This is a genomic window from Streptomyces sp. So13.3, assembly GCF_005860785.2.
Classification (GTDB): domain Bacteria; phylum Actinomycetota; class Actinomycetes; order Streptomycetales; family Streptomycetaceae; genus Actinacidiphila; species Actinacidiphila fildesensis.
This window is the reverse complement of sequence record NZ_CP048835.1, coordinates 2139689-2162091: the sequence shown is the minus strand read 5'-3', so window position 1 is coordinate 2162091 and position 22403 is coordinate 2139689. Positions and strand designations below refer to the sequence as shown.

19 protein-coding genes are annotated in these 22403 nt (G+C 72.7%); 15 read left to right on the top strand and 4 right to left on the bottom strand.

Annotation, left to right across the window (positions count from 1 at the left end; all coding sequences use genetic code 11):
* The first annotated feature begins 7 nt into the window (after positions 1-7).
* Complete coding sequence (locus tag C8250_RS09830) at positions 8-1645, top strand: DUF2142 domain-containing protein (protein WP_138353847.1); 1638 nt, start codon at positions 8-10, stop codon at positions 1643-1645.
* 49 nt (positions 1646-1694) lie between these two features.
* On the opposite strand, the gene C8250_RS09825 is transcribed toward C8250_RS09830, so the two are convergent.
* On the bottom strand, positions 1695-2594 hold the full coding sequence (locus C8250_RS09825; protein ID WP_244809079.1) for a DUF2797 domain-containing protein: 900 nt from the start codon (positions 2592-2594) through the stop codon (positions 1695-1697).
* 59 nt (positions 2595-2653) lie between these two features.
* Between C8250_RS09825 and C8250_RS09820 the strand changes: the two genes are divergently transcribed.
* From C8250_RS09820 to C8250_RS09805, 4 genes are all read left to right on the top strand, one after another.
* The gene (locus C8250_RS09820; protein WP_138353846.1) at positions 2654-3034 is read left to right on the top strand and encodes a PPOX class F420-dependent oxidoreductase; all 381 of its coding nucleotides are present in this window, start codon (positions 2654-2656) and stop codon (positions 3032-3034) included.
* Between the two features lie 152 nt (positions 3035-3186).
* Positions 3187-3519 carry an SHOCT domain-containing protein gene (locus C8250_RS09815; protein WP_138353845.1) on the top strand — a complete coding sequence of 111 codons (333 nt, stop codon included), beginning with the start codon at positions 3187-3189 and terminating at the stop codon, positions 3517-3519.
* Positions 3516-4298 carry an ABC transporter ATP-binding protein gene (locus C8250_RS09810; RefSeq protein WP_138353844.1) on the top strand — a complete coding sequence of 261 codons (783 nt, stop codon included), beginning with the start codon at positions 3516-3518 and terminating at the stop codon, positions 4296-4298. The genes C8250_RS09815 and C8250_RS09810 overlap by 4 nt, the downstream gene beginning before the upstream one ends.
* On the top strand, positions 4295-6859 hold the full coding sequence (locus C8250_RS09805) for an ABC transporter permease (RefSeq protein WP_138353843.1): 2565 nt from the start codon (positions 4295-4297) through the stop codon (positions 6857-6859). Before C8250_RS09810 ends, C8250_RS09805 begins: the two co-directional genes overlap by 4 nt.
* 162 nt (positions 6860-7021) lie before the next feature.
* On the opposite strand, the gene C8250_RS09800 is transcribed toward C8250_RS09805, so the two are convergent.
* Positions 7022-7483 carry an ATP-binding protein gene (locus C8250_RS09800; RefSeq protein ID WP_138353842.1) on the bottom strand — a complete coding sequence of 154 codons (462 nt, stop codon included), beginning with the start codon at positions 7481-7483 and terminating at the stop codon, positions 7022-7024.
* A gap of 405 nt (positions 7484-7888) precedes the next feature.
* On the opposite strand from C8250_RS09800, the gene C8250_RS09795 reads away from it, so the two are divergent.
* A complete protein-coding gene (locus C8250_RS09795; protein WP_269288342.1) occupies positions 7889-9022 on the top strand; it encodes a PLP-dependent cysteine synthase family protein in 1134 nt (377 codons plus the stop codon).
* A 52-nt stretch (positions 9023-9074) separates the two neighbouring features.
* On the opposite strand, the gene C8250_RS09790 is transcribed toward C8250_RS09795, so the two are convergent.
* A complete protein-coding gene (locus C8250_RS09790) occupies positions 9075-10412 on the bottom strand; it encodes a PLP-dependent aminotransferase family protein (protein WP_138353840.1) in 1338 nt (445 codons plus the stop codon).
* Positions 10413-10578: 166 nt separating this feature from the next.
* On the opposite strand from C8250_RS09790, the gene C8250_RS09785 reads away from it, so the two are divergent.
* The 4 genes from C8250_RS09785 to C8250_RS09770 all read left to right on the top strand — a co-directional run bounded on the left by C8250_RS09785 (position 10579) and on the right by C8250_RS09770 (position 14444).
* On the top strand, positions 10579-11388 hold the full coding sequence (locus C8250_RS09785; protein WP_138353839.1) for an alpha/beta fold hydrolase: 810 nt from the start codon (positions 10579-10581) through the stop codon (positions 11386-11388).
* Between the two features lie 52 nt (positions 11389-11440).
* The gene (locus tag C8250_RS09780; protein WP_138353838.1) at positions 11441-12199 is read left to right on the top strand and encodes a molybdopterin-dependent oxidoreductase; all 759 of its coding nucleotides are present in this window, start codon (positions 11441-11443) and stop codon (positions 12197-12199) included.
* Complete coding sequence (locus tag C8250_RS09775) at positions 12183-12836, top strand: cytochrome b/b6 domain-containing protein (protein WP_138353837.1); 654 nt, start codon at positions 12183-12185, stop codon at positions 12834-12836. Before C8250_RS09780 ends, C8250_RS09775 begins: the two co-directional genes overlap by 17 nt.
* Before the next feature lie 177 nt (positions 12837-13013).
* On the top strand, positions 13014-14444 hold the full coding sequence (locus tag C8250_RS09770; protein ID WP_138353836.1) for a hypothetical protein: 1431 nt from the start codon (positions 13014-13016) through the stop codon (positions 14442-14444).
* Positions 14445-14631: 187 nt separating this feature from the next.
* Here the strand turns inward: C8250_RS09770 and C8250_RS09765 are convergent, their stop codons facing one another.
* On the bottom strand, positions 14632-15687 hold the full coding sequence (locus tag C8250_RS09765; RefSeq protein ID WP_138353835.1) for a LacI family DNA-binding transcriptional regulator: 1056 nt from the start codon (positions 15685-15687) through the stop codon (positions 14632-14634).
* Positions 15688-15908: 221 nt separating this feature from the next.
* Between C8250_RS09765 and C8250_RS09760 the strand changes: the two genes are divergently transcribed.
* The 5 genes from C8250_RS09760 to C8250_RS09740 are packed head-to-tail and all read left to right on the top strand — an operon-like array spanning position 15909 to position 22397.
* Entirely contained in the window at positions 15909-17249 is a 1341-nt protein-coding gene (locus C8250_RS09760; RefSeq protein WP_138353834.1) for an extracellular solute-binding protein, read from the top strand.
* 15 nt (positions 17250-17264) lie between these two features.
* A complete protein-coding gene (locus C8250_RS09755; RefSeq protein WP_138353833.1) occupies positions 17265-18140 on the top strand; it encodes a sugar ABC transporter permease in 876 nt (291 codons plus the stop codon).
* A gap of 1 nt (position 18141) precedes the next feature.
* The gene (locus tag C8250_RS09750) at positions 18142-18975 is read left to right on the top strand and encodes a carbohydrate ABC transporter permease (protein ID WP_138353832.1); all 834 of its coding nucleotides are present in this window, start codon (positions 18142-18144) and stop codon (positions 18973-18975) included.
* Between the two features lie 42 nt (positions 18976-19017).
* A complete protein-coding gene (locus tag C8250_RS09745; protein WP_138353831.1) occupies positions 19018-20271 on the top strand; it encodes a glycosyl hydrolase in 1254 nt (417 codons plus the stop codon).
* Between the two features lie 11 nt (positions 20272-20282).
* Positions 20283-22397 carry an endo-beta-N-acetylglucosaminidase gene (locus C8250_RS09740; RefSeq protein ID WP_138353830.1) on the top strand — a complete coding sequence of 705 codons (2115 nt, stop codon included), beginning with the start codon at positions 20283-20285 and terminating at the stop codon, positions 22395-22397.
* Positions 22398-22403 lie beyond the last annotated feature (6 nt).

Genomic DNA, 22403 nt, shown 5'->3' with positions numbered 1-22403 from the left:
CCATACGGTGGCCGGTTGGCTGCGGAAGCGGGTGTCGGCGTGGGCCGCCGCCGGTACGGTCTGGACGCTGGCCTTCGCCACGTTCGTCACGCTCATGACCGCGTGGTCGCTGGCCACACCCATCACCGCGCCTCCGGACGAGGCAGCCCACATGGTCAAGGCCGCCGCCGTCGTCCGCGGTGAGTTCGGCGGCGAGCAGCGGGTCATCGAAGCGCATCACGTCGGGGTCGACGTCGAGGTCGGATTCACGGCGGTCCGCGTGCCCGCCGGATACCGCGACCTGGATGTCACCGACGGCGTCTACCGGTGTTTCCGCAACGACGACAAGCTCTCCGTCTCCTGCCGGGGCACCGTCGCCCCCTCCGGCGACACCGCGACGGTCATCACCAGCGCCGGCACCTACGGCCCCGGCTACTACCTGCTGGTCGGCTGGCCGAGTCTGCTGCTCACCGGTGAGGCGGGCCTGTACGCGATGCGGCTGCTGAGCGCGCTGCTGTGCGCCGCGCTGCTGGCGAGCGCCGTGGTGACGGTTCTGGAGGGCGCGGCCAAGGGATACAGCGGACGGGTCGCGCTGATCGGCGTGCTGACCGCCGTCACTCCGACGGCCGTCTACCTCGGCGGCGTCGTCAATCCCAACGGTCCTGAGGTCACGGCGGCCGTCCTGGCCTGGGCGGTCGTCGTCCGCCTGGTGACCGACGAGGACGGTCTGCCGCTGCTGCGCCGACGGCTGGTGCGGCTCGGCGCCGCCTGCGTCCTGCTCGCCTCGATGCGGGCGCTGGGCCCGCTGTGGATCGCGCTGGTGCTGGCCGGAGGCCTGGTCCTGGCGCGCCCGGGACGGCTGCGGCAGCTGGCGCGGCTGCGCCCGGTGTGGGTGTGCCTGGGGGTGGCGGCCGCCGCGGGGCTGGCCGCTGTCGCCTGGACGATGACGGCCGACACGCTCGCGCTGCCCACCCAGACCCTGGAGCAGTACACACCGCTGACCTCCGCCCTCAAGGCGGTCTTCGACCTTCTCCCGAACTACCTGCACCAAATGGTGGCGATCTTCGGTTCGTTGAACGTCGCGGCCCCCGAACTCACCTACGTGCTGTGGTGGGTGATGGCCGGCTGCCTCGTGATGCTCGCCCTGGCGACGGGACGGGCGCGCGAGATCCTCGTCCTGGCGGCGCTGATGGCGGGCACCGCCTTCGGCCCGCTGGTGCTGATGGCCCCGCAGGCCGCCCACCTGGGACTCATCTGGCAGGGCCGCTATCTGCTGGCCGTCGCCGTCGGGATCCCGGTGCTGGCGGCGGTGGTCGCCGGCCGGCGCTGGAGCGACCTTCCCGAACGGCTGCGGACCCGGCTGCCCCTGCTGCTGATCGGCTGCTGGGCGCTGGCACAGGGCGGCGCGTTCGTCTGGGCCGCGCTGCGCTACGCGTTCGGCCGGGCGAACCAGTTCTCCGGCGGCCCGCTGCAGTGGTCGCCGCCCGTCGTGGGCTGGTCCGCCGCGCTCGTCCTGCCGGCGCTGTCGGGCTTCCTGCTGGTGCTGCTGGCGATCAGGGCGGGGCGGCCGATGGCCGCGGATCCGGCCGGGACCGCGCCGCGCGCGTCCGCCGGGCCGTCGGCGGAGAACCATGCCGTCCGGGAGCAGGAACCCAGCCGCGGCTGACCCGGACGGGCGGACGGGCCCCGGGATCGCGGGAGTTCGGAACGGGAGTTCAGAAGAGCGGCTCCGGAACGTCCTCCGGCCGGGGCACGGGAGCGGTGGGGGCCGTCGAGCGCGGTCCGGGGGCGGGCGTGGTGAGCGGCCAGCCGGAGACCAGCCGGGAATCGAGCAGCAGCCCGCCGTCCGGCGTATCGAGGTACAGATCGCTCCCGGCCGCCGCCCGCACCGTGCCGGTGACCGAGGTTCCCGGCGCCAGCGCGGTGATCCGGGCCGCCGGCCGCGGCGGCTCCGGCTCCAGCCCGAACAGCGCCGCGTGGTCGACCAGGGCGTAGGGCAGCCGGTCCAGGGTTTCCGGCAGTCCGGTCACCGCCTCGTACAGGGCTCGGAGTTCGGCGGCCCGCTCGGCGGCGGGCGGCAGCGCCCACCGCGCCGCCCGCTTGGCACCGGCCGTCACGCGGTCGGGAATGCCCAGCGCGGCGCCGAGCGAGGCCTCCGTACGACGGGCCGCCATCAGCGGACCGCGTCCGAGGAAGCTGAAACAGACCGCCGCCTGCTCCACCAGCCGGGTCTCGCCGCGCTCGGCCGCGGTGATGCCGACCTTGGTCAGACCGGGACCGAAGTAGGCCAGGTACACCGAGTACGGCCGGGAGTCGTCGGCCATGGTGTCGGCGGCGACGGACGAGAGCCGGTCGAGCGCCGCGCAGTCGTCGCACAGGTCCCGGCGGGCCGTCGGGCCCAGCTCCGCCGCGCGCGGGCACACCAGGTGACGGCCTTGCCGCTGTACGCCGGTACAGCGCCGCACCGCGTCCGGGCCCACGGCCAGGGCCAGCGGGCGGCCGACTGGGACCGGGCTGCTCCGCTCGCCGTGCCGGGGGTGCGACCACTGCCAGCACGGCTCCCAGGAGCCCGGGCCGCCCTTCCAGCGCAGTCCGGTGCATCGCCACGTCTCCACCAGCCCGATGGTAGGCGGAGCGTGGTGGTCCCCGTTCCCGCGGAGTACCCTCCGGTTCCATGGTGTCCGACGAGCTCGCCCGCAGCCCCTACGTCAGCCTGACCACCTACCGCCGCAGCGGCGACGCGGTGGCCACCCCGGTGTGGTCGGTCCGCGACGGGGACGAGCTGCTCGTCTGGACCAAGGACGACACCGGCAAGGTCAAGCGGATTCGCAACAGCGGCCGGGTGACCGTCGCCCCGTGCGACGCCCGGGGCAGGATCGCGGCCGGAGCGCCGACCGCCGAGGGGACCGCGCGGCTGCTGGACGCGTCGCAGCTCGACCGGGTCCGCAAGGCCATGGCCGGCAAGTACGGCCTGCGCTTCAGGGTCCTGGACGTGGGCGGCGCGCTGCTCCGGCGTGGCAAGCGGCCGCACGTGGGGATCGCCGTCACCTTCTGACCGGCCGCCGGACGTAGCCGCGGCCGGCGTGCGTACTCCCCACGTGGTACGCGGAGTGCCGCTGGCCGTACGACGACCCGGCGGCCGTTCCGGACCAGGCTCGGTGGTGTCGGGATGCATCGCATCCCACCATCACCGAGGAGACGATGCAGATGAACGTCATGGCATGGAACGACGGCGGGCCCGGCCCGTGGATCCTGTTCTTCCCGCTCGTCTGGGCGCTCGTCGTGGTCGGCATCGTCCTGGTGCTGCGCCGCACCGTGTGGCGCGGCCGGGGCTGCGGCCGCGGACCGTGGCAGTGGCGGGCGGTGAGCGGCGAGCACTCGCCGGTGGCGCTGCTCGGCCGCCGCTACGCGTCGGGCGAGATCGACGAGGACGAGTACCGCAGCCGGCTCGCCGTACTGAACGAGCAGCACGGACCGTACGAAGAGCACGGACCGCGCGGGACGTTCGACAAGTCCGGCACCGAGGACGGCCCCCGATGACCACCCTCACCCCTGTCGGCACCTTCGCCGCCCGCGTCGTGGACGCTTTCAAGGTCTACGGCGCGGGGGACGCCGAGGTCCGCGCGCTGGACGGCGTCACCGTCGGGTTCCCGGCGGCGCGCTTCACCGCGATCATGGGACCGTCCGGCTCCGGAAAATCCACCCTGATGCACTGCGCCGCAGGCCTGGACACGCTCAGTTCCGGCTCCGCGTTCATCGGCAGCACGGACCTGGGCACGCTCGGGGACCGGGATCTGACGCTGCTGCGCCGCGAGCGGATCGGCTTCGTCTTCCAGTCGTTCAACCTGGTGGGGACGCTGACCGTCGCCGAGAACATCACCCTGCCCCTCGATCTGGCGGGCACCCGGCCGGACACCGGCTGGGTGGACGCGCTCATCGACGTCGTCGGCCTCGGCGACCGGCTGCTGCACCGCCCGAGGGAACTGTCCGGCGGCCAGCAGCAGCGGGTGGCGGTGGCCCGCGCGCTGGCCGGCCGCCCGGACGTGGTCTTCGCCGACGAGCCGACCGGCAACCTCGACTCGCGCTCGGGCGCCGAGGTGCTGAACCTGCTGGGGCGCGCGGTGCACGAGATGGGCCGCACCGTCGTCATGGTCACCCACGACCCGGTCGCCGCCGCCCACGCCGACGAGGTCGTCTTCCTCGCCGACGGCCGGCTGGTGGACCGGATGACGGACCCCACCGCCGAGAAGGTGCTCGACCGGATGAAGGCCTTCGACGGCCTCGCCGGTGCGGGCGCGGGCCGGGGGACGGTGTCATGAGCGGCGCACGCACCTCACTGCGGATCAGCCTCGCCTCGCTGCGCGCCCACAAGCGGCGCTTCGCCGGCACGTTCCTGGCGGTCTTCCTCGGGGTGTCGTTCCTGGCCGGCACGATGGTCATGGGCGACACCCTCAAGGCCAGCTTCGACACCCTGTTCACGGACGCCAACCGGGGTACGGACGCGGTCGTCCGCAGCTCCGACGTCATCACCGTCCCCGGCGGCGGCCAGGGCACCCGCGAGCCCGTCGACACCGCGCTCGTCCAGCGGATCGAGGCGGTGCCGGGAGTGGCCGCGGCCGCCCCGAACATCACGGGCGCCGGCCAGCTCGTCGGGGCCGACGGCAAGGCCGTCGGCGGGAAGGGCCCGCCCACCCTCGCCGGCAACTGGATCGAGGACGCGCAGCTCAACCCGTACACCCTCACCGGGGGCCGGGCCCCGAAGGTGCCCGGCGAGGTCGTGATCAACCGCGGCGCGGCCAGGTCCGGCAAGCTGCGGATCGGTGACACGACGGTGCTGCGCACGCCCGATCCGGTCCGGGTGACGATCGTCGGCGTGGCCGCCTTCGGCGGCGAGGACGGCATGGGGCAGACCACGTTCACCGGCCTCACCCGGGCCGACGCGGAGCGCTACCTCACCCCGAAGCCGGGCCTGGCGTCGACCATCCAGGTGCGCGCGGGACCCGGCGTCGGCCAGCGGGAGCTCGCCGAGCGGCTCGCGCCCGTGCTGCCCGCGAACGTCGAGGCGATCACCGGGCAGCAGGCCACGGACGAGAGCCTCACCATGATCTCCGGCACATTCCTGAAGATCTTCACCTCACTGCTGCTGGTCTTCGCGGGCATCGCCCTGCTGGTGGCGACCTTCAGCATCCACAACACCTTCGCGATCGTGGTGGCCCAGCGGACCCGGGAGAACGCGCTGCTGCGGGCGCTGGGCGCGTCCCGCCGCCAGGTGCTCGGCTCGACGCTCGTCGAGTCCGCGGTCGTCGCGGTCGTCGCCTCGACCGCCGGACTCCTCGGCGGCATCGGGGTCGCGGCCGGACTCCAGGCGCTGTTCCCGGTGGTCGGCTTCCCGTTCCCCGACGGTGACCTGGTGATCGGCGTGACCGCCCTGGTCCTGCCGTTCCTGGTCGGGCTGCTGGTGTGCACCGGCTCGGCGCTGCTGCCCGCCGTACGGGCCGGGCGCACCGCGCCGCTGGCCGCACTGCGGGAGACCGCCGTGGACACCTCCGGTGCCTCGCGCAATCGTGCCGTGCTGGGCACGCTCGCCGCGGTGACGGGCATCGCGCTGACCGTGACGGGCGCGGCGGGCACGTCCGACGTCTGGCTCACCGGCGGCGGCTCGGTGCTCACCCTGGCCGCGTTCGTGGTCCTCGGACCGGTCGCGTCCTCGTACGCGGTACGGCTGCTGGGCGCCCCGCTGGCCCGGCTGCGCGGGGTGACCGGCGGACTGGCCCGGCGCAACGCGCTGCGCAGCCCGAAGCGCACGGCCGCCACCGCGACCGCGCTGATGATCGGGGTGGCGGTCGTCTCCCTGTTCACGGTCTTCGGCGCCTCGCTCAAGGCGACGATGGACCGGACGGTGTCGCGGTCCTTCGCGGGTGATGTCGCCATCAGCGCCCCGGTGTTCGGGGCGGGCGGCAGCGGACTCAGCCCGAAACTGGCCCCCGCCGTGGCCGCGCTGCCACAGGTGCGGACCGCGGTCGGGCTCGGCAGGGGCGTCGCGAAGGTCGACGGCGGCGGCCGCGCGCTGACCGTCACGGATCCGGCGGCGCTCGCTACCGTCCTCGACCTCGGTACGGTCGACGGTTCGCTCACCGGCCTCGGCGCCGACGGCATCGCGGTCGCCAGGGACGAGGCGGACAAGCACGGCTGGACGACCGGCAGTACGGCCTCGCTGGTCTTCACCGACGGGAAGCGGCTGCCCTTCACCGTGGCGGCGGTCTACGAGCGGGCGGACCTGGCGGGCGACTACGTCATCACCCGCGAGGCCTGGGCCCCGCACCGGGTGCAGGACTCCGACACCCTCGTCGCGGTCGCCTTCAAGGACGGGGTGTCCACGGGCGACGGCAAGGGAGCGGTCGAGAAGGTGGCGGCAGAGTACGGCGGTCCCACGGTGCAGACCCGCGCCGAGTACGCCAAGTCCTCCGCGTCGGCCATCGACATGATGCTGACGCTGGTCTACGCACTGCTGGCGCTCGCCGTGCTCATCGCGCTGCTGGGCATCGCCAACACCCTCACCCTGGCGGTGCACGAGCGCACCCGGGAACTGGGGCTGCTGCGCGCGGTCGGCCAGACCCGGTCGCAGCTGCGGGCGATGGTGCGCTGGGAGTCGGTGCTGGTCGCCGCGTTCGGCACCGTCGGCGGTCTCGGCCTCGGCGCCTTCCTCGGCTGGGCGCTGGTGAAGGCCACCGACAGCTCGGGGACGAGCGCCTTCGCGGTGCCGCCGGCCCAGCTCGCGGTGGTGCTGCTGGTCGGCCTGGTCGCGGGGGTCCTCGCGGGATGGCGCCCGGCACGCCGGGCGGCCCGGCTGGACGTCCTGCGGGCCATCGCCACGGAATGAGCCGTCAGGGCATCCGGGGGAGAACGGATCCGACGAAAACAGGTCGGCTCCGAACGGGCCCGGCCCGGGCATGGTCCCGGCCCGGGCATGGTCCCGGACCGGGCACGGCCCCGGCCGCCGCGTCCCGCACAGGGGGACACGGCGGCCGGGGCCGTCGGGAGGTCAGGCCGCGGCGGCGACGGCGGGAACCCGCCGGGCTGCCGGGCGCCTGCGCGGCGCCGGTGCCGGAGCCTCGACATGCAGGCTGAACCAGACCACCTTGCCGCCGTCCGGTACCGGATCGGCTCCCCAACTGTCGCTGAGCGCCGCCACCATGGCGAGCCCGCGGCCGCCGGTGGCGAGCGGCTCGGGGGAGCTGACCTGGGGCAGCTGGGGATCGCTGTCCAGGACGGATACGGTCAGCCGGCCCGAGACCAGGGTCAGTTGGACCGAACAGTGCTTGTCGGATCCGGCGTGCCGGTAGACGTTCGCCAGCAGTTCGGTGATACCCAGCAGGGCGGTGTCGAGCAGCGGGTCGAGATGCCAGTAACGCAGCTGCGCTGCAACGATTCGGCGTATCTGCTGGATGCGGGACGGCAGTGCTTCGAGTTCCAGCGTGCACTGTCGGTCGGCTTGCATGATCACGGCTGCGACTCCCTCCGCGGCGAGGGCCGGCCGCCGTGTCGGAAGCCGTGTCCTGAACCGCTCGGAATGAGAACACCTGAGCGAAAATGCGTAGAGTGACTGCTGCAGTACTCCGTGATGTGACTTCAGAGTCACCCCCCGTGGCGGGATCCGCAACCCGCATGGTGCCGCGCGCCTCCCGCGGGGCCCTCCGACCCGCTGTCCGTCGGCCAGAACTCCGGCTCCGGCGGCCCGGCGGAGGCCGGCTCCGTTCCGCCCGCGAAGGGCGCGCCAGGGTGCCTTCGAGCGGGTCCGGCGGCGAGGGGCGACCGGCTGCCTGGTGCGCGACAGGGGGCGGATCAGGTCGTTATGATCCGAAATGGCCCGGCGTGCCGCCGGGGACCGGCACGAGCGGAGGCTGGCGCGGTGGGCACGATCGAGCGGGCGGACGACAGCGGCTGTACGCGCACGGTGGACGTGGACCGGACGGACCACGGGTACCGGGAGTGGCTCAAGGAGGCCGTCCGCAAGGTCCAGGCGGACTCCAACCGTTCGGCCGACACCCATCTGCTGCGCTTCCCGCTGCCCCTGGAATGGGGCATCGACCTGTATCTGAAGGACGAGTCGACGCATCCGACGGGTTCCCTCAAGCACCGGCTGGCCCGTTCGCTCTTCCTGTACGGCCTCTGCAATGGCTGGATCCGGCCGGGCAAACCGGTGATCGAGGCGTCCAGCGGTTCGACGGCGGTCTCCGAGGCGTACTTCGCGACGCTCATCGGGGTCCCGTTCATCGCGGTGATCCCGCGGACGACGAGCCAGGAGAAGCAGCGGCTGATCGAATTCCACGGCGGGCAGTGCCACTTGGTGGACGATCCGCACACCGTCTACGCGGTGTCCGCCCGGCTCGCCGCCGACTCCGGCGGCCACTACATGGACCAGTTCACCTACGCCGAGCGAGCCACCGACTGGCGCGGCAACAACAACATCGCCGAGTCCATGTTCGAGCAGCTGAAGCTGGAGCGGTATCCCGAGCCGGCCTGGATCGTCGCCACCGCGGGGACCGGCGGCACCTCCGCCACCATCGCCCGCTACGTCCACTACACCCAGCGCGACACCCGGATCTGTGTCCCCGACCCGGAGAACTCCTGCTTCTTCGACGGCTGGGTCACCGGCGACCAGGGCGTGACCAGCGACGCCTCCTCCCGGATCGAGGGCATCGGACGGCCGCGCATGGAGCCGAGCTTCGTGCCGGGCGCCATCGACCGGATGATGAAGGTGCCGGACGCGGCGTCGGTCGCGGCGGTGCGGGCGCTGGACGCCGCGATCGGCCGCAAGGCCGGCGGCTCGACGGGGACCGGGCTGTGGAGCGCCTTCAAGATCATCGCGGAGATGGTCGCGGCGGGGGAGACCGGCAGCGTCGTCACCCTGATCTGCGACCCCGGCGACCGCTACCTCGACAAGTACTACTCCGACGACTGGGTCGCCGAGCAGCACCTGGACATCGCCCCGTACACGTCCGCCATCGAGCACTTCCTCGCCACGGGCGCCTGGCCGAGCTGAGCTCCCGTCCCCTCCGGGCGGTCCCTCCAGGCGATCTCTCCGAGCGGGTGCTTCAGCCGACCATCGCGTCGTCCGGGGAGCCGGCGGCGATCGCCGCGAGGGTGCCGAGCGCCGTGGAGAGCGTGTCGGGCGGCGGCGAGGCGAGGGCGACCCGGACCGCGTTCGGTGCGCTGTGCGGAGCCACGGCGAACGCCGCGGCCGGGGTCACCGCGATACCGCGCCGGGCCGCCGCGGCGACGAACGTCTCGGCCCGCCAGGGCTCGGGCAGGTCCCACCAGACGAAGTAGCAGGACGGGGCGGTGCGTACCCGGAAGCCTGCGAGCCGCCGGGCCGCGATCTCCTGGCGCAGCGTCACGTCCTCGCGCTTGGCACGCCCGACGGCCGCCACCGTGCCGTCCGTCATCCAGCCGGTCGCCGCGTCGAGCGCGAAGCCGGCCGATGTCCAGGCACCGGAGCGCAGCGCGGTCGCGATCCGGTCGGTGAGGCCAGGGGGCGTCACGGCGAAGCCGACGGTGAGGCCCGGGGCGAGCCGTTTGGACAGGCTGTCGACGACCACGGTGTGCTCGGGGGCCCAGGCGGCCAGCGGGGGCGGGCCGTCGGACAGGAAGGCCCAGATGGTGTCCTCCACCGCGTGCACACCGGTACGGCGCAGCACGTCGGCGAGTTCGGCGCGGCGCCGCTCCGGCATCGTCGTCGCCAGCGGATTGTGCAGGGTCGGCTGGAGGTAGACGGCGGCCAGCGGGGCGCTGCGATGGGCGGCCAGCAGGGCGTCGGGCAGCAGTCCGTTCTCGTCCTGGGCGAGCGGGACGAGGGTGACGCCGAGCCGGGCGGCGATGGCCTTCACCACCGGATAGGTGAGCGCTTCCACGCCGAGGCGGCCGCCGGTGGGCACCAGTGCGGCGACGGCGGCGGCGATCGCCTGCCGGCCGTTGCCGGCGAAGAGCACCCGCGCCGGATCCGGTGCCCAGCCGGCCCCGGTGAGCAGCGCGGCAGCCGCCTCGCGCGCCGGAGGAGTGCCGGCCGGGCCCACCGGCCGCAGGGCGTCCGCCAGTACATCGGTCCGCAGCAGCCGGCCGAGCCCCTCGCCCAGCAGGGCGGTCTGCCCCGCCACCACCGGGTAGTTCAGCTCCAGGTCGACCGGCGCGGCGGCCGGCTCGGCCAGTGCCGGCCCCGGCGTCCGCGGGGCGGCCCGGACGAACGTGCCGCGCCCGACCTCGCCGACCACCAGACCGCGCCGGGCCAGTTCGCGGTAGACCCGGTTCGCCGTCGAGTTCGCGATGCCGTGCCGGCGGGCGAACGCGCGCTGCGTGGCGAGCCGGTCGCCCGGCCGCAGCCGGCCGGCACCGATGTCCGCCGCGACCGCGTCGGCGACCGCCCGGTAGTCCTCCATCACGCGCTCCGTCCCGTTCCACATTGCACCGAGAACAAGATAAACATTGCACTCCCTCATGGCCAGTCCTAACATCGGGCGGGGGACCGGCCACCAGGGCGGTACGGGGACCGGCCGCGACGGACAACGCGGCCGGACGAAAGAGAAAGTACCGGTGGAGAGCGCGATGACGGCGGCAACGGCACAGGTCAACGGCATCACCGTCGGATACGAGGACGCGGGTGCGGGCGACCCGCTGGTCCTGGTCCACGGCCATCCCTTCGACCGCTCGATGTGGGCACCCCAGGTCGGTGCATTCGCCGGGGAACGGCGGGTCGTCGCCCCCGACCTCCGCGGCTACGGCGCCACCACCGTCGTCCCCGGCACGACCCCGCTGGAGACCTTCGCCCGGGACATCGCGGCCCTGCTCGACCACCTCGGCCTGGACCGGGTCGTCATCGGCGGTCTGTCGATGGGCGGCCAGATCGTCATGGAGTTCTGCCGGCTCTTCCCCGACCGGGTCCGCGGCCTGCTGCTCGCCGACACCTTCCCGGAGGCCGAGACCGAGGACGGCAAGCGGGTACGGCGTGCCATGGCGGAACGGCTGGTGCGCGAGGGGCTGAAGGGGTACACCGACGAGGTGCTGTCCCAGATGGTCGCGCCCCACAACATCGAGGCGCTGCCCGCCGTCGCCGACCATGTGCGCGGGATGATGTACGGCGCTCCGCCCGAGGGGGCGGCGGCGGCCCTGCGGGGGCGCGCCGAACGACCCGACTACGTGGACCTGCTGGGCCGGATCGCCGTGCCCGCCCTCGTCGTGGTCGGCCGGGACGACGAGTACACCCCGGTCACCGACGCGGAGGCCATGCACCGGCGGATCGCCGGATCCGAGCTGGTCGTCATCGAGGGTGCCGCTCATCTGCCGAATCTCGAACGCCCGGACGAATTCAACGCGGCGCTGGACCGCTTCCTGACCCGAGTTATGACGAAAGCCTGACGTCAGGGCGCCGCCCCTGGCCAGCGGCTGTTCGACGTGCTCGAATCGACCTATGGAAGAACCCCGCGTGGACGATGCCCCCGACGACCCGGGGGAAGAGAACGAACGGCACGGTGCGCCGGTCGGGCGGCGCGTCGTGCTGGGAATGCTGGGGCTGGGCGCCGCGGGGGTCGCGCTGGGCAGCCATGTGCAGGACCGTATCGACGCGGTGCTCGCCGAGGTGAGCGCCAAGGACCCCACCGGGGTGACGGGACTGCTGCCCGGCGGCGGGGGATTCCGCTACTACTCGGTCACCTCGTCGGTGCCCAAGCGCAACGCCGAGAACTACCGGCTCACGGTCGGCGGGCTGGTCGACCGCCCCATGACCTACCGGCTCGCCGACCTGCAGGCCATGCCGCAGCAGCGGCTGGTGCACGACGTCCAGTGCGTGACCGGCTGGCGGGTGCCGAAGACCGCCTTCTCCGGTGTGCGGCTCTCCGCGCTGCTGGCCGCCTCAGGGGTGCGGCCGGAGGCGACCGCCATCCGGTTCGACTGCTTCGACGGCGCCTACACCGAGAGCCTCACGCTGCAGCAGGCCCGCCGCAGCGACGTCATGGTGGCGCTCACGATGCAGGACAAGCCGGTCACCCACGCCCACGGCGGCCCGGTCCGGCTCTACGCGGCGCCCATGTACTTCTACAAGTCCGCGAAGTGGCTCTCGGGGATCACCCTCACCAAGAGCGTCGAACCCGGTTACTGGGAGAAGCTCGGCTACGACGTCGACGCCTGGGTCGGAAAGTCGAACGGACGGTCCGATGACCCCACTTCCTGACGCCCCGGCCGCACCGACCGCCCCACGGCAGCCGGCACGGCGGCTGCGCCGCTTCAGCCGCGCCGAACGCTGGGTGCACCGCGGCACCGCCTGGCTGATGGGCATCTGTGTCTTCACCGCCGCCTGTCTCTATCTGCCCCCGCTCTCCGAACTCGTCGGCAGACGGCGGCTGGTGGTGACCGTCCATGAGTGGTCCGGCCTGATGCTCCCGGCGCCGCTGATCGCGGGGATGTTCTTCCGCGCGCTGCGAGCCGACCTGAGCCGGCTCAACCGCTTCGGCCGGCACGACTGGCACTGGCTGCGCACCGTACTGCGCAAGCGCAGCAAGGAGGGAGTGCCCGCGGGCAAGTTCAACGCGGGCCAGAAGCTCTACTCGGCCTTCATCGCGGGAGCGGTGCTGGTGATGATCGGCACCGGGCTGCTGATGTGGTTCACCCACCTCGCCCCGGTGCTCTGGCGGACCGGCGCCACCTTCGTCCACGACTGGCTGGCACTGCTGCTCGCCGCCGGCATCACCGGACACGTCTGGATGGCCAGTAAGGACCCGGAGGCGCGGCTGGGCATGCGGACCGGAAGCGTGGCCTCGTGGTGGGCGCGGCGCGAACACTCGCTGTGGAAGCCGGACGACAAGGACTGAGCGGGCTGACAGAGTTGACGGCCTGACGGAGTTGACGGACTGACGGGGTGGGCGGCGGGGCCGGCCGCGGGCCGGCTCTGCGGAGGGGCGGCCTCCGTTCCTAGCTGTTACGGGCCGGTCACCTGGAGTCCGCCGGTGGGACATCCTCCTTTCCGGGCACGCGCCTAGCGTCGCGATATGACGACCTCTCAGGCGCCGCCGGTCCAGCGGGTGTCCGCGACCGAGGAGCCGCGGGCCGCGCCGGCCGGCGGACCGGCCGCGCCGCCCACCCCGCCGCCGCGCGCCCGGCGCTCCCGGGCGCCGCGTCCGCGGCTGCCGCTCACCGGTCCCGTACGGCTCGTCGTGTCGGCCGTGATCGCCCTGGCCGCGCTCGCCGCGCTCTGCGCTGCCGCCGTCCTCGGCGCGGTCGACGTCCGGGGCAACGCCTCCGACCTGGGCACGACCGTCTCCCAGCGGGCGGCCGTCGCCGCCGAACTGCGGTTCGCGCTCGCCGACCTCGACGCCCAGCGGGCCAACTCCCTGGTGCCGGGCCACTCGGCGCTCCAGCCGGACGTGGAGGTCGGCAACCGGCTGCTCGCACTGATCACCGCGCAGCAGCGCCGCACCGAGGTCAGTGGACTGCTGCGGCAGCTCGGTGCCGACACCGCCCAGGGCGACCGGGTCCGCTCCCTGCTCGACGCGCTCGGCCGCTACGACGACGCCAGCGCCCGCTCCTCCTACGTGGACGAGACCCAGCCCAACCGCCCGGCGGGAACTCCGCCGCACGCCGCCGTCGCCCTGTCCTCCGAGGCCGCCGACGTACTGCGCAACGAGCTGCTGCCCGTCGCGGCGGCGCTGTCGGAGACCTACGCCCAGCAGGCCGCGCACCTGGAGTCGGAGACACAGGACAGCGCGAAATGGTCGGCGGGCCTCGTCGGGGTGCTCGGTGTTCTCACCCTCGGCTTCCTCCTGTGGTGGCAGCGGGACCTCGCCCGCCGCTACCGGCGGGTCTTCAACCCGGCGCTGGTGGCCGCCACCGTCGCCGCGCTGGTCGTCACCCTGGCGGGCGCGCTCTCCTTCGCCTCGGCGGCGTCCGAGGTCGGCGCCGCGGGCCGGGAGGGACTGCGTCCCTGGTCCCGGCTGGCCGAGGCCCGCGCGGTGGCCGCCGATGCCGCCGCCACCCAGAGCCGCTGGCTGGTCCACGACACCGACTCGGCCGGCTACCAGCGCGAGCGGTTCGACACGCTCACCCGCCGGCTCGACGTGCTCCTCGCCCCCGAGTCGTACGCCACGGCCGCGGAGCGCCCCGCCTACCAGGAGGTCCTCACCCGCTACGGCCACTTCCGCGCCGACGACCGGAAGCTGCGCGACCTGCGCGCCGCCGGCCGGCTCGACGAGGCGGTCACGGTGCTCACCGAAGTCGGCCGCGGCCAGGTCGCGTTCGACTTCTGGGACTTCGCCACCACCCTGGACGCGCTCGCGGACCACCAGCGGTCCGACTTCGACCTGCACACCGGCCGCGCCCGCTCGGCCCTCGCCGGCTGGCCCGCGGTCCCCGCCGGCGCGCTGGCCGCCGCGGCGGTCCTCGTCCTGCTGGGAATCCGCCCCCGGCTGGCCGAGTACCGCTGACGAACGGAAGCTAGGGCGTGCGTCGAAAGGAGCGCTGTTCGCCCGGAGGGCGTGGCCCACGGCGTCCGGTGGGTGCGCTCGCATGGCGGAGGGTCGTTCTCGTACTGGACGTACGTGGGCGAGCCCGACAACGCAGCGAGGGTGCGTGCCAGGCGTCGTGGGCCAGCCGGGACTTGCGCAACACGCCCTAGCTACCGGGCGGCGGCGCCGTGCTCGCGCGGGCCATGAGGCGCGGCAGGTCGTCCTGGATCTCGCGGGCGGGGTTCCCGTCCAGGAGGCTGAGCAACTGCTCGGCGGCATGGCGGCCGAAGCTGCTGGTGTCGCGGACGAGCGCGGTCAGCGCGGGGTGCGCGCTGCGGCAGAGCACGGAGTCGTCCCAGGCCACGAGGGACAGATCGCCGGGGACCGCGAGGCCGCGCTCGTTGGCGACGGCGAGACCGGCCATGGCCAGGACGTCGTTGTCGTAGACGATCGCGGTCGGCGGCCGGGGTCGGGCGAGGGCCCGGCGGGTGGCCTCGGCGCCTTCGGTGTCCGAGTAGTCGGTGCTGATGGAGTGGACGTCGGGCAGCCCGCGGCGGGCGGCCTCGGCGTGCAGCGACCGGATCCGGCGCTGGGTGTGCGCGAGGTGCGGCAGGCCGGCGATGTGCAGGATCCTGCGGTGCCCCAGCCCGTACAGATGGTCGACGATCGAGGCCATGGCGCCCGCGTCGTCGGCCCACACGGTGGAGATGCCGGAGTGCGCGGGTGTGCCCGGGGCGAGCGCGCCGATCACGACGGCGGGCAGGCCGAGTTCGTCGAGCAGCGCCGGCCGCGGGTCGTCGAGCCGGGGGTCGACGACGAGCAGCCCGTCGACCCGGCGTTCGGCCCACCAGCGGCGGTAGATCGCGCACTCCTCGCCGAGATCCTCGACGACCTGGAAGAGCAGCCCGAGATGACGCCGCGCCAGCACCTCCTGGATGCCCGAGACGAGTTGCAGGAAGAACGACTCGACGCCGAGCGTGTGCGCCGGCCGGGCCAGGACCAGGCCGACGGTGGCGGCGCCCTCCCCGGACAGCGCCCGCGCCGCGGTGCTGGGGCGCCAGCCCAGCTGTTCCGCGACCCGGCGGACCCGGTCGCGGGTGGCGGGGGAGACGCCGGGCCGGTCGTTGAGCGCGAAGGACACGGCGCTCTCGGAGACACCCGCGCGCTGCGCGATGTCCTTCATCGTCGGTCGGCGGGCCGGAGTGCGGCGCACGGGATCCATGGCTGGATTATGTCCTACTCCGGGGCCGGAGTGCGACCGGCTACTAATGCGCTTGAGCTAATGACTACTAAAGCGCATTAGTTTTGTGGCCTGAACTGCTCTCACCTGCACATATGTGAGATGGCGCGAATTCATCTCCGGTTAACCGTTGACGTTGCTCGCAACGCGGGTGCAGCCTTACGTCGCCCCCCTCCTGGCCCGAGCGAAGGAGCTTGTCAGCCATGTCCGTATCCAGTGGAAGAACCCGTGGAGAGCGCGGCAGCAGCCGCGGCGCCACCCGTAGAACAGCCGTTGTCGTCGTCCCCCTGCTGCTGTCGGCGCTGACGCTGACCGCCTGCGGATCCGGCGGGGACGATGCCGGCAGCAGTGCCGACGGCAAGATCGAGGGCGACATCAGCTTCCAGACCTGGAACCTGCGGGCGAACTACAAGGACTACTTCGAGGGCCTGGCCAAGGACTTCGAGAAGCAGAACCCCGGCGTCCATGTGAAGTGGCTCGACCAGCCCGCCGAGAACTACGCGGACAAGCTCAGCGCGGACGCGGCAGGCGGCACGCTCCCCGACGTCGTCAACGTCTCGCCCGACCTGTCGTACCCGCTGGCCAAGGCCGGCGTGATCATGAGCCTGGACAAGGAGCCCGCCGCTGCCAAGTTCAAGGGCGACTACACGCCCGAGGCGTGGAAGGGCAATGAACTGCCGGGTCTGGAGGGCTCGTACGCCTTCCCCTGGTACCTCAACACCGGCCCGCTCTTCTACAACAAGACGCTGTTCCAGAAGGCCGGCCTCGACCCGGCCAAGCCGCCGAAGACCTACGACGAGCTCTTCGCGGACGCCAACACCATCGCGGTGAAGTCCGGCGGGAAGACCGCCACCCTCGCGGGCACCCCGTCCATCGAGGACTTCGGCCGCTACGGCGTCCCGCTGATGAACGCCGACGCGACCAAGTTCACGTACAACGACGCCAAGGGCACCGAACTGCTCACCAAGTACCTGGAGCTGTTCAAGAACGGCGGCCTCGATTCCCAGGCACTGACCAGCGGCCCGGACGCCGTCGGCCAGAAGTTCCTGCAGCAGAAGGTCGCGATGAACCCGGGCAGCGCGCACGACCTGGGCACCTTCAAGCAGAACGCGCCCGACCTGTACAAGAACCTCGGCATCACCGACGCGCCCAACAACACCGGCCACCCCAACATGTACGTGATGGGCATGGCGGTGAACAGCAAGAGCAAGCACAAGGCCGCGGCCATCGCCTTCGCGCACTTCATCACCGACAAGCAGAACCAGGAGTCGTTCGCGCACAAGGTCGCGATCTTCCCGAGCACCGCCGGCTCGCTGGACCAGCCGTACTGGACCCAGGACGACGGCACCGACGAGGGCCGCATCCGGGTCGCCTCCGCGCGGCTGCTCAAGGGCGCGGTGAACTACACGCCGGTCGTGATGACCGACGAGATGAAGACCATCCTCAAGAACGAGGTGGCGAAGGCGCTGCAGGGCAAGAAGTCGCCGCAGCAGGCTCTGGACGACGCGGTCAGCCAGAGCGACAAGCTGCTCAAGCAGAGCTGAGCGGGCGGACCCGACATGAGTGCACGGACCCACCGGGCCGCCAGCCCCTGGCTGTTCCTGCTGCCCGGCCTGGTGATCATCGCCGCGTTCAGCCTCTACCCGTTCATCAGCACCGTCGGCACGGCCTTCACCGACGCCCGCACCCTGACCCCGGGCCACTGGGTGGGGCTGCGGAACTTCCAGGACATGCTGGACGACGAGCAGTTCTGGACCGGGCTGCGCAACAGCACGCTGTACGTGCTGCTCGTGGTGCCGTGCACCGTGCTGCTGCCGCTCCTGCTGGCCCTGCTCGTCCAGAAGCAGGTCCCCGGCATCGCTTTCTTCCGCTCCTCCTTCTACACCCCGGTCGTCGCGTCGGTCGTCGTGGTCGCGCTCATCTGGGTGTGGATGCTGGACGACCGCGGGCTGGTCAACGGGATCCTCGGGTACTTCGGGACCGGCCCGGTGGAGTTCCTCAGCGACCAGTGGCTGCTGCTGTTCAGCGCGATGGCGCTGACGGTGTGGAAAGGCCTCGGCTACTACATGATCATTTACTTGGCGGCGCTGGCCAACGTGCCGAAGGAACTGCACGAGGCGGCCGCCGTGGACGGTGCCGGAGCGGTCCGCCGCTTCATCAGCATCACCGTCCCGGCGGTCCGCTCCACCATGGTGCTGGTCGGCGCGCTGTCGTCGGTGGCGGCCTTCAAGGTCTTCACCGAGGTCTATCTGATGGCGGGCCCGACCGGCGGGCCGGCCGGCGAGGACACCACCATCGTCATGCTCGTCCAGCGCGTCGGCACCGGACTGTCGGGGCGCACCGGATACGCCTCCGCGCTCTCCGTGGTGATCTTCGTGGTCACGCTGGTCCTGATGCTGCTGGTGCTGCGTGCCGACCGCAAGGACGGTGAGTGACATGGGCGGCCGTATGCCCCGCTGGCAGCTCGTCCTCCGCTACGTCCTGCTGCTCGCCGTCCTGGCCGTCACCATCGGCCCGTTCCTGTGGCAGCTGAGCACCTCGCTCAAGGGCCCGACCGAGGACATGTACAGCTACCCGCCGAAGCTGCTCCCCGAGCATCCGACGCTGGACAACTACTCGGGCGTCGCGGACATCATCCCGGTCTGGGAGTACGCCCTGAACTCGCTCAAGGTCGCGGCGGCCAGCGTCGTCACCAACTGCGTGGGCTCCGCCCTGGCCGGTTACGCGCTCGCCCGGCTGCGCTTCCGCGGCCGCAAGCTCGCGACCACCGCCTTCGTCATGGCGCTGCTGGTGCCGTTCGAGTCCATCTTCATCGCGCAGTTCACCACCATGCGCGATCTGCAGCTGAACAACACCCTCATCGCCGTCGTGCTGCCCGGCTGCATCGGCGCGATGAACGTGCTGCTGATGCGGAACGCGTTCAGCCACCTCCCGTACGAGATCGAGGAGGCCGCCGTCATCGACGGCGCCAACGTCTGGCAGCGCTTCGTACGGATCGCGCTGCCCTCGGTCAAGGGCACGCTGGCGGTCGTGGCGATCTTCTCGTTCATGGGCGCCTGGGACGACTTCCTCTGGCCGCTGATCGTGCTGTCCGACCCGGACAAGTACACGCTGACCGTCGGGCTGAACTTCCTGCACGGCACGTTCGCCAACAACCCCAGGCTCGTCGCCGCCGGGACCATCATCGCTGTAGCCCCGCTCATCGTCATGTTCGCCTGCCTGCAGCGGTACTTCTTCCGCGGCGTGGGCGAAGGCGCCGTCAAGGGCTGAGCCTCCGCTCCCCTTCTCCCCGCACTGAGGACACCGCACCGGATGAACGCAATGCGCTTCGGCGTCAACTACACGCCCACGCGCGGCTGGTTCCACCACTGGCTCGACTTCGACCTCGACGAAGTCCGCGCCGACCTGGACTCCATCGCCGCCCTCGGCCTCGACCACATCCGGGTCTTCCCGCTCTGGCCGGTCTTCCAGCCGAACCGCACTCTGATCAGGCCGCGCGCCGTCGAACAGCTCGTCCAGCTGGTCGACGCGGCCGCCGAGCGCGGCCTCGACACCGCGGTCGACGGGCTGCAGGGCCACTTGTCCAGCTTCGACTTCATCCCCTCCTGGACCACCACCTGGCACCGCCGCAACCTCTTCACCGACCCCGACGTCATCGACGGCGAGGTCAGCTATCTGCGCACGCTCGCGGCGGCGCTCGCCGGCCGGCCCGGCTTCCTGGGCATGACCATCGGCAACGAGATCAACCAGTTCTCCTCAGGACCGCACCCCGACCCCGACCGGATCACCCCCGCCCAGGCCGAGTCCTGGCTGCGGCGGGTGTTGGCCGCATGCGAGGAGGGCGCGCCCGGCAAGTTCCATCTGCACGCGTCCTACGACGCGGCCTGGTACCAGGACGACCACCCCTTCACCCCCGGCCACTCCGCCCAGCTGGGTGCCGCGACCGCCGTCCACTCCTGGGTGTTCAACGGCACCGCGCAGCGCCACGGCCGTACCGGCACCGCCACCGAGCAGCACGCCGCCTATCTGATCGAACTGTCGAAGGCCTGGGCCACCGACCCGCACCGGCCGGTGTGGCTGCAGGAGGTGGGCGCGCCCGCCCCGCACATCCCGGCCGGGCACGCCGCCGAGTTCACCGAGGCCACCATCGCCGCGGCGCTGGACTGCCCGGACGTGTGGGGCGTCACCTGGTGGTGCTCGCACGACGTGGACCGCGCGCTCGCGGACTTCCCCGAGCTGGAGTACAGCCTGGGACTGCTCACCACCGACCGCACGGTCAAGCCGGCGGGCGCGGCCGTCGCCCGCGCCGTCGAACAGTGGCGCGGGCGCGAGCACCGCCCGGCGCCGCGCACCACCGCGCTGGTGGTCGACGCGGGCGACCGGGTGAGCGCGCCCGCCCGCTCCGTGTGCGCGCCCGGCGGGGCCTTCTTCGAGGCGTGGATGCGACTGGCCGCCACTGGTGCCCGGCCCACCGCCGTACTCGCCGAACTCGCGGGCGACGCCGGTCATCTGGCGGCCCGTGGCATCACCGAGGTCCTCACCGTCGATCAGGTCGAACACCCCTAGGGAGCGCACCGATGACCGAGCACCGCAGCTCTGCCGACCCCGCCTCCGCCCTCCCCGCCGCGGACCGGTCCCGGCCCTCCCGCCGCCGGGTCCTGATCGCCGGGGCCGGCACCGCGGGCCTCCTCCTGGCGCCCGGCCTGCCGGCTGCCAGCGCGGCAGCAGGAACCGCACGGAACCTGCAGCCCCACGCCTCGTACTGGTTTCCCGACAGCCTCCCCGCCGGGACACCTGGTGACGGCATCCAGTGGCGCAGCCTCAAGGCGTGGACGCCGGAGACCGACCCGGACCTGGCGTTCAACACCGCGAGCGTCCCGCTCGCGGCCCGCTTCGCGCCGCCGCCCGCCAACACCACGGCCCGCACCGGCCAGGCGCGGATCTCCGGCCTGGCCGCGTTCGACCACACCGCGGGCAACCCCTCCCAGGGCTCCGCCACCGCCGACTACTACGCGCTGACGCACTGGGCGTACCTGGACGAGCTGGTGTTCTGGGGCGGCTCGTCCGGCGAGGGCCTGATCCTCGCCCCCAACGCGCCGGTGGTGGACGCCGCGCACCGCAACGGCGTGCCCGTGCTGGGCACCGTCTTCCTGCCACCGGTCGCCTACGGCGGCGATCTGCGGTGGACCCGCGACCTCGTCCAGCGCGGTGCCGACGGCCGGTTCCCGATCGCGGACCAGCTGATCCTGGTCGCGCGGGCGTACGGCTTCGACGGCTGGTTCATCAACGCCGAGACCGGCGGCGGGGACGCGGCGCTCGCCACCGCCATGCGTGACTTCGTCCAGTACCTGCGCGCCCACGGCCACGGCCTGCGCGTCACCTGGTACGACGCGATGACCGACACCGGAGCCGTCGACTGGCAGAACGAACTCAACCCGCGCAACCAGGAGTTCTTCACCGCCGCCGACACGATGTTCGTCAACTTCGACTGGAGCAGGTCCGGCCTCGCCGCCTCCGGCACCCTCGCCGGGGAACTGGACCGCAGCCGCTACGCGCTGTGGGCCGGCATCGATGTCGAGTCCCGCGGCTGGGACACCCCGGTCGACTGGGACGCGATCGTCCCCGCCGACGCGCGGCATGTCACCTCGTACGGCTTCTACCGCCCCGAGTGGACCTGGACGAGCCTGCCGGCGGACCGGCGCGCGCCCGGCGACTTCCACGCCCGCGACGACCGCTTCTGGACCGGCCCCTCACTTGATCCCTCGGCACCGCGCAGCGGCACGGGAGGCTGGCGGGCGCCGGCCGAATCCGTCGCCGACCGCTCCACGCTCACCGCGCTGCCGTTCGCGACCACCTTCAACACCGGGCACGGCCTGCGCTGGTACGAGCACGGCACCGCGTCCTCCGACACCGCCTGGAACCACCTCGGTCTGCAGGACCGGCTGCCCGGCCGCCGCTGGGTGGTGCACACCGCCGGCGCCCGGCCGGCGGTGGCCTTCGACTTCGCCGACGCCTGGCGCGGCGGCAGCAGCCTGCTGGTGGACGGAGCGCTCGACGCCCCGGCCACGCTGGAGCTGTACGCCGCCCGACTGCCGCTGACGGGTGGCGCGGTGGTGGAACTGACCCACCGCACCGACCCCGGTTCCGGCCCGGTCCGGGTGGAGGTGGCCGTCGCCCTCGACGGCCCGGGCACGCCCGGCACGCCGCCGCGCTTCCGGTACGTCCCCGCCGGGTCCCTGCCCGCCGGCGGCCGCGGCTGGACCACGGCGACCGTACGGCTGGGACAGCCGCACGGAAACGTCCTGCACGTCCTCGGCGTCCGGCTCACCGGATCCGGCGGCACGGCGGTCCGCTGGCGGCTCGGCGGCATCGCGGTGCGCGATGCCGCTCCGAAACCCCCCGCCCGGCCCGGCCTGCCGGCCGTCACCTCCTCGGCCACCGCCGCGGATGGCATCTCGGCCGCCCTGCGCATCGGCTGGCGCCGCTCGGCCGGTCCGGTCCGGCACTACGAGGTGCACCAGGTGCTGCCCGGGGGCGGCCGGCGCTTCCTCGGCGGGACACCCGGCACCGCCTACTACCTGCCCGCCCTGCGGCGTACCGCCGGTGAGGCCGTCACCCGGCTCGAAGTCCGCGCCGTCGGCGAGCTGTTCACCTCATCCGCCCCGTCGTCCGCCGCGTTCACCTGGATCTAAGGAAAC

What these genes read in the sequence shown, in the direction of transcription:
- C8250_RS09820 (WP_138353846.1), top strand. Translation starts at nt 2,654, where the DNA reads ATGGTGTCCGACGAGCTCGCCCGCAGCCCCTACGTCAGCCTGACCACC.
- C8250_RS09815 (WP_138353845.1), top strand. Translation starts at nt 3,187, where the DNA reads ATGAACGTCATGGCATGGAACGACGGCGGGCCCGGCCCGTGGATCCTG.
- C8250_RS09810 (WP_138353844.1), top strand. Translation starts at nt 3,516, where the DNA reads ATGACCACCCTCACCCCTGTCGGCACCTTCGCCGCCCGCGTCGTGGAC.
- C8250_RS09805 (WP_138353843.1), top strand. Translation starts at nt 4,295, where the DNA reads ATGAGCGGCGCACGCACCTCACTGCGGATCAGCCTCGCCTCGCTGCGC.
- C8250_RS09790 (WP_138353840.1), bottom strand. Translation starts at nt 10,412, where the DNA reads ATGGAGGACTACCGGGCGGTCGCCGACGCGGTCGCGGCGGACATCGGT.
- C8250_RS09785 (WP_138353839.1), top strand. Translation starts at nt 10,579, where the DNA reads ATGACGGCGGCAACGGCACAGGTCAACGGCATCACCGTCGGATACGAG.
- C8250_RS09780 (WP_138353838.1), top strand. Translation starts at nt 11,441, where the DNA reads ATGGAAGAACCCCGCGTGGACGATGCCCCCGACGACCCGGGGGAAGAG.
- C8250_RS09775 (WP_138353837.1), top strand. Translation starts at nt 12,183, where the DNA reads ATGACCCCACTTCCTGACGCCCCGGCCGCACCGACCGCCCCACGGCAG.
- C8250_RS09770 (WP_138353836.1), top strand. Translation starts at nt 13,014, where the DNA reads ATGACGACCTCTCAGGCGCCGCCGGTCCAGCGGGTGTCCGCGACCGAG.
- C8250_RS09765 (WP_138353835.1), bottom strand. Translation starts at nt 15,687, where the DNA reads ATGGATCCCGTGCGCCGCACTCCGGCCCGCCGACCGACGATGAAGGAC.
- C8250_RS09760 (WP_138353834.1), top strand. Translation starts at nt 15,909, where the DNA reads ATGTCCGTATCCAGTGGAAGAACCCGTGGAGAGCGCGGCAGCAGCCGC.
- C8250_RS09755 (WP_138353833.1), top strand. Translation starts at nt 17,265, where the DNA reads ATGAGTGCACGGACCCACCGGGCCGCCAGCCCCTGGCTGTTCCTGCTG.
- C8250_RS09750 (WP_138353832.1), top strand. Translation starts at nt 18,142, where the DNA reads ATGGGCGGCCGTATGCCCCGCTGGCAGCTCGTCCTCCGCTACGTCCTG.
- C8250_RS09745 (WP_138353831.1), top strand. Translation starts at nt 19,018, where the DNA reads ATGAACGCAATGCGCTTCGGCGTCAACTACACGCCCACGCGCGGCTGG.
- C8250_RS09740 (WP_138353830.1), top strand. Translation starts at nt 20,283, where the DNA reads ATGACCGAGCACCGCAGCTCTGCCGACCCCGCCTCCGCCCTCCCCGCC.